At 61.5% G+C, this 11991-nt stretch carries 10 protein-coding genes; 9 read left to right on the top strand and 1 reads right to left on the bottom strand.

Annotated features, from left to right (window positions below; genetic code table 11):
- The first annotated feature begins 6 nt into the window (after positions 1 to 6).
- Genes HQR01_RS09950 through HQR01_RS09910 form a run of 9 tightly spaced genes read left to right on the top strand, consistent with a single transcriptional unit; the run spans position 7 to position 9375 of the window.
- Positions 7 to 630: an NADH-quinone oxidoreductase subunit J gene (locus tag HQR01_RS09950; protein ID WP_173214728.1), complete on the top strand. Its 624-nt coding sequence runs from the start codon at positions 7 to 9 to the stop codon at positions 628 to 630.
- Positions 627 to 932 (top strand): NADH-quinone oxidoreductase subunit NuoK, encoded by a 306-nt coding sequence (gene nuoK, locus HQR01_RS09945; RefSeq protein ID WP_173214727.1) that lies wholly within the window; start codon positions 627 to 629, stop codon positions 930 to 932. The genes HQR01_RS09950 and nuoK overlap by 4 nt, the downstream gene beginning before the upstream one ends.
- Before the next feature lie 6 nt (positions 933 to 938).
- Positions 939 to 2930 carry an NADH-quinone oxidoreductase subunit L gene (gene nuoL, locus HQR01_RS09940; protein WP_173214726.1) on the top strand — a complete coding sequence of 664 codons (1992 nt, stop codon included), beginning with the start codon at positions 939 to 941 and terminating at the stop codon, positions 2928 to 2930.
- Complete coding sequence (locus HQR01_RS09935; protein ID WP_173214725.1) at positions 2930 to 4486, top strand: NADH-quinone oxidoreductase subunit M; 1557 nt, start codon at positions 2930 to 2932, stop codon at positions 4484 to 4486. The genes nuoL and HQR01_RS09935 overlap by 1 nt, the downstream gene beginning before the upstream one ends.
- On the top strand, positions 4486 to 5949 hold the full coding sequence (gene nuoN, locus HQR01_RS09930; RefSeq protein WP_173214724.1) for an NADH-quinone oxidoreductase subunit NuoN: 1464 nt from the start codon (positions 4486 to 4488) through the stop codon (positions 5947 to 5949). The genes HQR01_RS09935 and nuoN overlap by 1 nt, the downstream gene beginning before the upstream one ends.
- Positions 5946 to 6668: a biotin--[acetyl-CoA-carboxylase] ligase gene (locus HQR01_RS09925; protein WP_173214723.1), complete on the top strand. Its 723-nt coding sequence runs from the start codon at positions 5946 to 5948 to the stop codon at positions 6666 to 6668. Before nuoN ends, HQR01_RS09925 begins: the two co-directional genes overlap by 4 nt.
- A gap of 3 nt (positions 6669 to 6671) precedes the next feature.
- The gene (locus HQR01_RS09920) at positions 6672 to 7445 is read left to right on the top strand and encodes a type III pantothenate kinase (RefSeq protein ID WP_173214722.1); all 774 of its coding nucleotides are present in this window, start codon (positions 6672 to 6674) and stop codon (positions 7443 to 7445) included.
- Positions 7442 to 9091, top strand: a complete 1650-nt coding sequence (locus HQR01_RS09915) for a ribonuclease J (protein ID WP_173214721.1) — start codon at positions 7442 to 7444, stop codon at positions 9089 to 9091. Before HQR01_RS09920 ends, HQR01_RS09915 begins: the two co-directional genes overlap by 4 nt.
- An 11-nt stretch (positions 9092 to 9102) precedes the next feature.
- The gene (locus HQR01_RS09910) at positions 9103 to 9375 is read left to right on the top strand and encodes a DUF1467 family protein (protein ID WP_173214720.1); all 273 of its coding nucleotides are present in this window, start codon (positions 9103 to 9105) and stop codon (positions 9373 to 9375) included.
- 1 nt (position 9376) lies between these two features.
- Here the strand turns inward: HQR01_RS09910 and HQR01_RS09905 are convergent, their stop codons facing one another.
- Positions 9377 to 11914 carry a coiled-coil domain-containing protein gene (locus HQR01_RS09905; RefSeq protein WP_173214719.1) on the bottom strand — a complete coding sequence of 846 codons (2538 nt, stop codon included), beginning with the start codon at positions 11912 to 11914 and terminating at the stop codon, positions 9377 to 9379.
- Positions 11915 to 11991: the final 77 nt, after the last annotated feature.

Genomic DNA, 11991 nt, shown 5'->3' with positions numbered 1-11991 from the left:
GTCGCTGTGATCCAGACCCTAGCTTTCTATCTCTTCGCCACGCTGGTGATCGGCAGCGCCGTCATGGTCATCATGGCGCGCAATCCGGTCCATTCGGTGCTGTGGTTGATCCTGGCATTCTTCAATGCCGCGGGCCTGATGGTCATGGTCGGCGCCGAATTCATCGCGGCGCTGCTGGTGATCGTCTACGTTGGTGCGGTCGCGGTGTTGTTCCTGTTCGTCGTGATGATGCTCGACATCGATTTCTCGGAGATGCGGGCGGGTTTCGTGAAGAACTTCCCGCTGGGCATCGCCATCGCACTGGTGCTGCTGGCGGAACTGGTCCTGGGCATCGGCGCCTATCGCGCGGGCGCGCTTCAGCTTGGTACGCCGAGCGGCGTTGCCGCGCCACTGGCCGACCGTGCCAATATCGAGAGCATCGGTGCGGTGCTTTACCGCGACTACCTGTTCCTGTTCGAAGCTGCGGGCGTGATCCTGCTTGTCGCCATGGTCGGCGCGATCGTGCTGACCCATCGCCAGCGCCCCGATGGTGCGCGCGGACAGCAGGACATCGGCAAGCAGGTTCGCCGCAACCCTGACGAGGCAACTGTCATGAAGCAGCCGACGATCGGCAAGGGGGTCGAGCTGTGATCGGCATCGAACATTACGTCGTCGTCAGCGCGATCCTGTTCGTGCTCGGCGTGCTCGGCATCTTCCTCAACCGGAAGAACATCATCGTCATCCTGATGGCGATCGAGCTGATCCTGCTGGCGGTGAATATCAACCTTGTGGCGTTCAGCGCCTTCCTTGGCGACCTGGTTGGTCAGGTCTTCGCGATGTTCGTGCTGACCGTCGCTGCGGGTGAAGCCGCCGTCGGGCTCGCCATCCTTGTCATCTACTTCCGCGGCCGCGGTACCATCGCGGTCGACGACGTCGACCGGCTGAAGGGATAAGCTCCGGTGCACCCGATCCTTTTCATCGTATTCCTGCCGCTGCTCGCGGCGATCGTCGCCGGGCTGACCAACAAGGCCGCGCCGAGCGTCTTCGCCAAGTCGCTCACGACCGGCGCACTGTTCGTGAGCTGCGCGTTGAGCTGGCCAATCTTCCTCGGTTTTGTCGGTGGCACCTATGAGGCGACTGTTGTCCCGGTTCTGACCTGGATGCATTCGGGCGATCTGGCGGTCGACTGGGCATTGCGGGTCGACACGCTGACCGCGGTGATGCTGGTGGTCATCACCACCGTCTCGGCGCTCGTCCACCTGTATAGCTGGGGCTATATGGACGAGGACCCGGACCAACCGCGCTTCTTCGCCTATCTCTCGCTGTTTACCTTCGCCATGCTGATGCTGGTGACCGCCGATAATCTGGTCCAGATGTTCTTCGGTTGGGAAGGGGTGGGCCTTGCCAGCTACCTGTTGATCGGTTTCTGGTTCAAGAAGCCCAGCGCCAATGCCGCCGCGATCAAGGCCTTTGTGGTCAACCGTGTAGGCGACCTCGGCTTCATGCTCGGCATCTTTGGTACTTTCCTGGTGTTCGGGACCGTATCGATCCCGGCGATCCTCGAAGCTGCACCGGGCATGAGCGGGGCCACCATAGGCTTCCTCGGTTACCGCGTCCAAACAATGGATGTGCTCTGCATCCTCCTGTTCATCGGTGCGATGGGCAAGTCTGCGCAGCTTGGCCTGCATACCTGGCTTCCCGACGCGATGGAGGGTCCGACCCCGGTTTCCGCGCTGATCCACGCCGCCACCATGGTGACGGCGGGTGTGTTCATGGTTTGCCGCCTGTCGCCGATGTTCGAAACCGCACCGGCAGCACTGGCAATGGTGACTTTCATCGGTGCCGCGACCTGTATCTTCGCCGCCACCGTCGGCACCACGCAGTGGGATATCAAGCGCGTCATCGCCTATTCGACCTGTTCGCAGCTCGGCTATATGTTCTTCGCCGCCGGCGTCGGCGCCTATGGCGCTGCGATGTTCCACCTGTTTACGCATGCCTTCTTCAAGGCGCTGCTGTTCCTTGGTGCTGGCTCGGTCATTCACGCCATGCATCACGAGCAGGACATGCGTTACTACGGCGGCCTGCGTAAGCACATCCCACTGACCTTCTGGGCGATGATGGCAGGCACATTGGCGATCACCGGTGTTGGTGTTTACCACCTCGGTGCCGGGTTCGCAGGCTTCTGGTCGAAGGACGCGATCATCGAGGTCGCCTATGGCCGCGGTACCGAGCTTGGCGATTTCGCCTTCTGGATGGGTACCTTCGCCGCTTTGCTGACCAGCTTCTATAGCTGGCGCCTGATGTTCCTGACGTTCTGGGGCAAGCCGCGCTGGATTGAGAGCGAGCATATCCAGCATTCGGTTCACAAGACGCCTGAAGAAGCGGGTGCAGACACGACGGGTGGATATCACCCGCATGAAAGCCCGCTGTCGATGCTGGTCCCGCTTGGCCTGCTTTCGATTGGGGCGATCGCCGCTGGTCAGTTCTTCGCGCCTTCGTTCCTCGACAGCGCGGCATTCTGGAGCGGCTCGATCTTCTACAACGAGTCACTGATCCACGCGATGCACAACGTACCGTACCTGGTTAAGTATGCGGCGTTCATCGTGATGGTACTTGGCCTGTTCGTCGCCTGGCTTGCCTACATCAAGGACACCTCGATCCCGGGTAAGACCGCCGAACAGCTCGGCCCAGTGTACCGCTTCCTCTACAACAAGTGGTATTTCGACGAACTGTACCATTACCTCTTCGTGGTCCCCGCCTTCTGGCTCGGCCGCCAGTTCTGGAAGCTCGGCGATATCGGCATCATCGACCGTTTCGGCCCCAACGGCGTCGCCTGGGTGGTCGAGAAGGGCTCGATCGGCGCCCACAGGTTCCAGACCGGTTATCTCTATACCTATGCGCTGGTGATGCTCCTCGGACTCGTCGCCGCGATCACCTGGGTGCTGTTCTGATGGAGTTCCCCATCCTTTCCCTGATGCTCGCTGTTCCGCTTGCCGGGGCAATCGCCTGCCTGTTCCTGAACGCGCCAACCGCGCGCCTGGTCGCTCTGGGCGTGACGATATTCGACCTCGCACTTGGTGTGCTGTTGTGGATGAACTACGACATTGGCGGCGCGCAGTGGCAGTTCACCGAACGCGCCGAGGTCTTTGCCGGTTTCAGCTACGCGCTCGGGATCGACGGCATCGCCCTGATGCTGATCATGCTCAGCGTGTTCCTGATGCCGATCTGTATCCTCGCGAGCTGGGACAGCATCACCAAGCGCGTTGGCGAATACATGAGCGCCTTCCTGTTCATGGAAGTGCTGATGCTCGGCGTGTTCATGGCGCAGGACCTCTACCTATTCTACATCTTCTTCGAGGCTGGCCTGATCCCGATGTACCTGATCATCGGTGTGTGGGGCGGTCAGGATCGTATCTACGCGAGTTACAAGTTCTTCCTCTACACGCTGCTCGGCTCGGTCCTGATGCTGATTGCGATGATGTGGATGGCGAACACCGCAGGTACCACCGACATCCCGACGTTGATGAATTATGACTTCAGCCCGGCGGCGCAGACGTGGCTGTGGCTGGCCTTCTTTGCCAGCTTTGCGGTGAAGATGCCGATGTGGCCAGTCCACACCTGGTTGCCCGACGCGCATGTGCAGGCACCGACCGCAGGATCGGTCATCCTCGCCGGGGTGCTGTTGAAGCTCGCCGGTTACGGTTTCATCCGGTTCAGCTTGCCGATGTTCCCTGAAGCGAGCGCGCAGTTCGCCTGGCTCATCTTCGTGCTGTCGATGATTGCAGTGGTCTACACGTCACTGGTGGCGCTGGTGCAGGACGACATGAAGAAGCTGATCGCCTATTCGTCGGTCGCGCATATGGCGATCGTCACTGTCGGCCTCTTCGCGTTCAACGTGCAGGGGATCGAGGGTGCGATGATGGTCATGCTCGGCCACGGCCTCGTCTCCGGCGCTTTGTTCCTCTGCGTCGGCGTGATCTACGACCGGCTGCACACGCGCGAGATTGCGCGCTACGGCGGGCTCAGCATCAACATGCCGAAGTATGCGCTGTTCTTCATGCTGTTCACCATGGCCTCGGTCGGACTGCCGGGGACCAGCAACTTCGTTGGTGAGTTCCTGGCGCTTGCGGGCATCTACAAGGTTTCGACCCTGGTGACGCTGGTTTGCACAACGGGCATCATCCTTGGTGCAGCCTACATGCTCTACCTCTATCGTCGCGTCGTGTTCGGTGCGCAGGTCAATGAAGATGCCGCGCGCATGACCGACCTCAACGCCCGCGAGTGGGCAATGCTCGCCCCAATCGCGGCTGCTGTGCTGTGGATGGGCGTTTATCCGGAAAGCTTCCTAGCACCCATGCGACAGGACATTGCCACCCTAGAGGCGCGCATCGCACGTGCCGCGCCTTCGTTCGACTCTGCAAACGAGGTGGGTACGCCTCGCGAGCATAATGCGAACTATGTCGCTGCCGTGCATGGCGAAGAAGCGACCGAAGAGGGAGCGCACTGATGGCTTTGTTGAGCTCCCTGTATTTCACGGCAGTCGAGATTACCCTCTCGCTTGCCGGACTGGTCCTCCTCCTGGTCACCGCCTGGGGCGGGGCACGCGTGGTGCGGCCCGTGGCGATCGCCGCCGTCGTGGCCCTGTTCGCGAGTGTAGTGTTCAGCGCCCACCTGCTGACCAACCCTTCGTTCGAATTGGGCGGAGACGCATTCGGCGGTCTATACCGCGTCGATGGCTTCGGCAGCTTTGCCAAGATCCTGATCTATCTGGCCTGCATTGCCTGCCTCATCGTATCGGGTTCCTATTTCAAAGAGCGCGGGGCCTGGCGTGGGGAATACCCCGTCCTGATGCTGTTCAATGCCGTTGGCATGGGCATGATGGTCTCCGCGGCCGACCTGATGACGCTCTACATCGGGCTCGAGATGTCGAGCCTGTCGAGCTACGTGCTCGCCAGCTTCCTCAAGCAGGACTCGCGTTCGAGCGAAGCGGGGCTCAAGTATTTTGTCCTGGGTGCACTTGCCTCGGGCATCATCCTTTACGGCATGAGCCTGGTCTACGGCTTCTCAGGTACGACCAACTACTTGGCGATCCGCACAGCTTTCGATGGCGGGCTTTCGACCGGGGCACTGTTCGGGGTCGTCTTCGTGCTTGCCGGTTTGGCCTTCAAGATTGCGGCGGTGCCGTTCCATATGTGGACTCCCGACGTCTATGAGGGCGCGCCGACACCGGTGACTACCTTCTTTGCCAGCGCGCCGAAGGTCGCTGCGGTGGCGATGCTGGTTCGCATGGCGATGGATCCCTTCGGCGGTCAGGTCGATAGCTGGCAGCAGATCGTGATCTTCGCAGCGCTCGCATCCATTGTTGTCGGCGCACTGGGCGCGATCGGCCAGCAGAACCTCAAGCGGCTGCTCGCCTATTCCTCGATCAACAACGTCGGGTTCATCCTGATCGGTCTTGCGGCCGCGACCCCCGATGGAGTTGCGGGGGTGATGACCTACCTTGCGATCTATGTCGCCATGACGGTGGGTAGCTTCACCGCGCTGCTGATGTTGCGCGATCCGCAGGGCAACCCGCTCGAAACGTTCGCCGATATCTCCGGCCTGTCGACCAAGCGGCCGGTTCTGGCGTGGTGCCTGCTGGCGCTGATGTTCAGCCTCGCGGGTATTCCGCCGCTGTTTGGCTTCTGGGGCAAGTTTGTGGTGTTCCAGGCGGCAGTCCGCGCGGATCTCATTGCGCTTGCGGCGATCGGTATCGCAGCGAGTGTGATCGGCGCGTTCTATTACCTCAAGTTCATCAAGGTGATGTTCTTCGACGAGCCCACCCGTGAGGTGGAGGCGAGGAGCCCGCTGGGTCACTGGGTCGTGCTGGCACTTTGCGCGGCATTCATTTCGCCGCTTGGGTATTTGCTCACGATCCCGCTGGGTGACTGGACTGCGCGCGCCGCAGCGGCCTTCGCTATCCTGGTGTGATCCGTACCGTCACCGAGACCGGCTCGACCAATACCGACCTCGCTGCTGCCCTGCGCGGGGGCGAGGCCTTGGGCGAAGGCTACTGGCTGGTTGCCGACCGACAGGTTTCGGGAAGGGGTCGACAGGGCCGCACTTGGTTCGACGGTTCGGGCAATTTCATGGGCTCGACCCTTGTCCGGATCACATCTCGCGATCCCAATCCGGCGACGCTGGCGCTGGTCGCGGGCCTGGCCGTTTATGAAGCGGTGATCCCCCTGCTTGCGGACCCGACCGCGCTTCAACTCAAATGGCCGAACGACCTTATGCTGGGCGGTGCCAAGCTTGCCGGGATCCTGCTCGAGCGGGAAGGTGATGCAATTGTCGTCGGTATCGGCGTGAACCTTGCCCGGGCGCCGGAACTGCCCGATCGCCGCACCATTGCACTGGCAGCCCTGGGACCGGCACCCGATCGCGACTTGTTCGCCGCTGGACTGGCTGCAGCGTTTGATCGCGAACTCGAGCGTTGGCGGACCTATGGGCTTGAGCCAGTCGTGCGGCGGTGGGAAAGCGTGGCGCATCCAAAGGGGACCCCGATTACCGTTCATCCGCCGAGCGAGGGGCCGGTCGATGGCGGATTTGCCGGACTGGCGCCGGACGGTGCCTTGTTGCTGCGCTTGGCGGACGGCTCCAGCCGTGCCATCCACGCAGGCGACGTGATGCTCGCAACCGAGGAGAGGTGAGGGATGCTGCTCGCAGCCGATGTCGGCAACACCAATGTGGTCTTTGCGCTCTATGACCGGCGCGAGATCAAGGCCCGCTGGCGTATCGCCACCGACCCCCGGCGTACCGGTGACGAGTACGCCGTCTGGCTTCTTCAACTGCTCGAGATCGAAGGGTACGGGCGTGAGGACGTGAAGCAGATTATTGTCGGCTCGGTGGTGCCGCGCGCGATCCATAATCTTACGGTGCTCTCGGAGAAGTACTTCGGCGTAACTCCGTTGATCGCGGGGCAGGGCGAGGCGCAATGGGGCATCAATATCGATGTCGACCTGCCAAGTTCGCTTGGAGCGGACCGCGCGCTCAACGCGATCGCGGCGCACGCGCGCTACGAGGGCGACTTGATCATTGTCGATTTCGGTACCGCGACCACCTTCGATGCGGTGGACTTTAACGGTGCCTACAAGGGCGGAATCATAGCTCCCGGCATCAACCTCTCGCTCGACGCTCTCGTGGGCAATACGGCCAAGCTTCCGCGCATTGCGATTGAAGCGCCGCGAACCAACAGCGTGATCGGCACCAACACAGAGGACCAGATGCTGATCGGCGTCTTCTGGGGCTATGTCGCGATGATGGAAGGGCTCATCGATCGAATGAAGGCCGAGATCGGTCGCCCCAGCAAGGTGGTCGCGACTGGCGGTCTGGCGATCCTGTTCGACCTGCACACCGAGATATTCGATGCGGTCGACAGCGACCTTACGCTCGATGGTCTTGCCATCCTGGCGGAGCGCTCTGCTTGAAGAAGGATTTTACACCCGAAGACGAATTGCTGTTCCTCGCCCTTGGAGGCTCGGGTGAGATCGGCATGAACGTCAACCTTTACGGCTGCCAGGGGCGCTGGCTGATGGTCGATCTCGGCATGACCTTTTCGGGGGATCAGTACCCCGGCGTCGACCTTGTTTTTGCCGATCTCGAATTCATCGAGGAGCGGGCCGATCAGCTCGAGGCGATCGTTCTTACGCACGCGCATGAGGATCACATCGGTGCCGTGCCCTATTTCGCAGCTGACCTCGGCGTTCCGATCTACGCCACGCCGTTCACCGCCGACCTGGTCATGCGCAAGCTGGAAGAAGCGGGGATCGCAGACGATATCGAATTGAACGTCATCGATGATGATCATGGCAGTTTCGAAATCGGTCCCTTCGAAATCACCTACATCCCGCTTGCCCACTCGATTGCGGAGGGCAATGCGCTGCTGATCGAAACTCCGCATGGTCGCATATTCCATACCGGCGACTGGAAACTCGACGAGGATCCGATCATCGGGGTGCCGACCACCGAGGAGGAGCTTGCGGCAATCGGTGACGAGGGTGTCCTCGCATTGGTTTGCGACAGCACCAATGTCTTCAATCCGGCCCCAAGCGGTTCCGAAGGCACGGTGCACAAAGGCCTTCTCGAAGAAGTGCAGAAGCATGCGGGCAAAAGGGTGCTGGTCACCACTTTCGCCAGCAACGTCGCTCGCCTGCAGACCTTGGGCGATGTCGCTCGTGAGACGGGGCGACAGGTCTGCGTGGCCGGTCGCTCGCTCGATCGCATCATCGAGGTGGCACAGACCAACGGCTATTTGCAGGATTTCCCCACCCCGATCGATTTCGACTCCGCGATGGGCCTACCCCGCGGAGAGTTGCTGATCCTCGCTACCGGTGGGCAGGGCGAACCACGCGCTGCATTGGCACGGATCGCCGAGGAAAATCACCCGATCGAATTGGTAAGTGGCGACGTCGTGCTGTTTTCCAGCCGCCAGATTCCAGGCAATGAGATCTCCATCGGTGTGGTCCAGAACCGGCTTGCCGCTCGCGGGATCACCATGGTGACCGACCGGCAGAGCATGATTCATGTTTCTGGCCACCCCGGGCGGCCCGAACTGGAGGCGCTCTATGGCTGGTTGCGGCCCGAGATCCTCGTACCCGTCCACGGAGAGATGCGGCACATGCATGAGCAAGGCAGGCTCGGCGCATCTTATGGCATTCCCAATCAGGTCGTCCAGCAGAACGGCGACATAGTCAGGCTAGCGCCAGGCGCTCCAGGCAAGGTTGCCGATGTAAGGGCGGGGCGGCTTGTGCTCGACGGCGACATCATCGTCCCAGCAGATGGCGATGCCATCACCGTGCGCCGACGCATCATGCGCGAGGGGGTCGTCATTGTGGCTCTCGACGGCGAGCTGAATCCGAAGATCGACAGCCTCGGCCTGCCGCTCGATGAGGACTACCCCGAATTCCTTGCCGAGACCCGGGCCGACGTGATCGAGGCGATTCGCAAGCTAAAGGGGCCCGCGCGTAAGGACGAAGCGTCTATCCATGAAGCTGCACGGCTCGCTGCTCGTCGTGCGGCGCAACGCTGGTCTGGCAAGCGTCCGCAAGTCCGCGTCATCATGCCTAATTTGTGAGGTGACGAACCGTGCAATGGACGAGCATTCTTGCGATCTACTTCCTGTTCCTGGTGTTCAGCGCCTTCGTGCTGCTGCCCTTCGGAGTACGTACGCATGAAGAGGCAGGCGTCGAGAAGATTCCGGGGCAAGCCGAGAGCGCGCCCGTAAATTTCCGGCCGGGGCTACTCATCCTGCGAGCGGCTGTGCTGGCAGCCGTGGCGACCGCTGCCTATGTTAGCAACTACATCTACGGGTGGATCACCGCGCAAGATCTGATCTTTTGGGGCCCGACGGTCCGCTAGCTTACTGGCGCAGGCGTTCGAGTGCCTGTGCAAGGACCACGTAGAGTTTACCCATATCGCCCGACAGCAGCGTCACGCTAACCGCGTGACCATCACGCGTGGACAGCATTGTCCGCAGCATCGACTCGAAGTCATGGATGTAGCGGCTCACGTGTTCACGGAAGTCGCGATCGGTGTCGTAGAGTTCGGCAATCTCGCGCGCCTCGGTGTTGTCGAGCAGGCGAACTGCACGGCGCGTGAAGATGCCGCGGTCGCCACGCAAGTAGCTTGCCCAGGCCGTATCCGTCACTTCGGTCGATAGCGCCTTCGCAATGTCGATGGCGTTCGAGTTGAGACTCTCGGTGATCAGCGCGACGCGACGGGAGAAGTCATTGTCGACATCCTCCATTGCTCGGGCCCGGGCCTGCGCGATGCGGCTTTCGAGATTGCCCGTTAACTCGTTGACCTTGGCCAGTTGGTCACGCAGTTGGCGCGTGATCTCGCGTCCTGCTTCGCTCGAACGCGCCGTCGCCTCATCCAGCTTGGCCAGCGCCTGCTCGGTGTGCGTGGCCAGCGCCCGGTCTATGGCTTCGGTGCTCTGTTCACCGACCTTGGCTGCGATCCTGGAAATTCGTTCGGACTGCTCGTTCTCGATGGCAGACAGCGCTGCGCGGGCATTTGTCTCGAGAGCCGCGATCGCGGCGCGCAACTCGTTTTGCGCCTTGGCGGCAACAGACTCGTTTTCGCTTCCCAATGCGGCAACGCTGGATCGCAGACGCTCGATCGCTTCGACCTGTGCGGTTGCGGTTTCGCCAAAGCGTGCCTGGAAGCTGTCGACCTCGGCCATGACCGACCGGGTGCGGTTGTCTGCTGTCTCCATGGCCTTGGCCGCTTCTTCGCCGGCCTCACGCGCCTGATCGAGCAGACTGTGAACTGCAGCCGCGCGAGATTCGATCTGTGCGAGCCGGCTTTCGCTCGCCTGCATTGCCTCTGGCAAGGTTTCCCGGCTCTGCTTGGCGCTGGCTTGAATCAACTCGAGTAGGCGTACGCTTGCATCGGTGAGGGCCGAGACAGCCATATCCGTTCCGTCGAGCGCCTCGCGGGTTTCCACCAGCTTACCCGAAAGCTCGTCGACGCCTTGCGCGATAGCTTGTGAGGCTTCGCGACCCTGACTTTCGGCACTGGCGAACGCCTGTCCGAGTGCCGCGATCCGCGCGTCAAGCGCTTCGCCTTCGCGGACCAGTGCAGCGGTACGTTCCTGGTGAGCAGCGCGGCGTTCGTCCAGCGCTGCATCGAGTTCGGAGAGCCGTTCCCGCATGAGCGCCAATGCCGCCTGTTCCGCGACTTCGAATTCGACACGCCGCTGGACAGTCTCAGTATCGAAGGTGCGATTGCGCTCGGCGATCCTGGCATCGACGGCCTCTGCTTCCTCGAACAACGCCTTGAGCTTCGAGTTGGCGGCCGCCAACGCGGATTCGTCGATTTCGCGAATTTCCTCAATGGCTTCTTCCAGCCGTTTACGCATAGCCTCAACCTGGTTCGTCCAGGCTGCCAGCGCAGCTTCTTCACCTTCGCGTACCGTGCCCGAAATCGACGCGGCATCACTGCGCAGGGCTTCGAGGCGCTGTTGAAGTGAGTCGACGGCCGCATCATGCTCGGCGGCAGCAATCTGACCCGCTTCGGCCAGCTCGGCGCGCAAGGTCTCCGCCCTTGCACGGATCGCGGCCAAGGCATCGATTTCCCGGCTGTCGAGGTCGGCACGGAAACTATCGCTATTTTCGCGCAGAGCAGCAAAGCGTTGTTCCGTCACGGTGCCGAGTTGGTCGGCCTGTTCGCCAAAGGCCGTGAGGGCATCGTCGACCCGCTCGCGCAAGGAAGCAACCTGCCGTTCGCTCGCGGCACCAAAGTCGTTTAGACGCTTGAACCCCGCCACAAGCTCGTCGAGCTGCGCCTTTGCCATGCGGCCTGCGCCGCCGATCTGATTGGAGACGTCCTTTGCTGAATTGGCAATGACAGGCAGATTGTCGCGCAATCGGTCCATATTCTCCAGTGCGGTGCCGCTGACACTGGCAATGGCGTCGATCTGTGAGCCATTGTCGCGGACCAGTTCTTGCAGTCGATCGGCATGGTCGGATAGTCGTTCACTCGCCGAGCGGCCGAGAAACTCGAGCTCGCGGGTTTGCGTGGTGAGAAACTCGCGGGCGAGACTCAACTCCCGATTGACGGTGACCAGACGTGCTTCGAGCCGTGCAGACTCCTCGGCGAGGCTCTGCGCCACCTGGCCGAACCGCTGCGCCTCGCGCGTCGAATTGCGGGTCGCGAGTAACCAGAGCGAGACGATCAGGAGCACAGGGAGGATCCAGGCGGTTATCCACTCGATCCACTGTTGCGGGGGCCCACCTGCAAGGATTTCTTGCTGGTAAGCCCAAGCATAGAACCCGGTCCAGCCGGCGATCGCCAATTGCGCGAGCGTAGGAAGCACCCAGCCGAAGCTCCGCAGCTTCGGCTCTTGCACGTAGTCCTCCTCTACGTCCTCGAATTCATCGGAAGTATCCTCCATAAGCTCCTCCGAAATGGAGGATTGTGAAGATTCCACTTCCGTCTCGGATTCGACGGCCTTGATCAGGTTGCGTTTTC

Source organism: Erythrobacter mangrovi, from assembly GCF_013260645.1.
GTDB classification, from domain to species: domain Bacteria; phylum Pseudomonadota; class Alphaproteobacteria; order Sphingomonadales; family Sphingomonadaceae; genus Qipengyuania; species Qipengyuania mangrovi.
The sequence above is the reverse complement of the archived record's forward strand: the minus strand, read 5'-3'. Positions and strand labels throughout refer to the sequence as shown.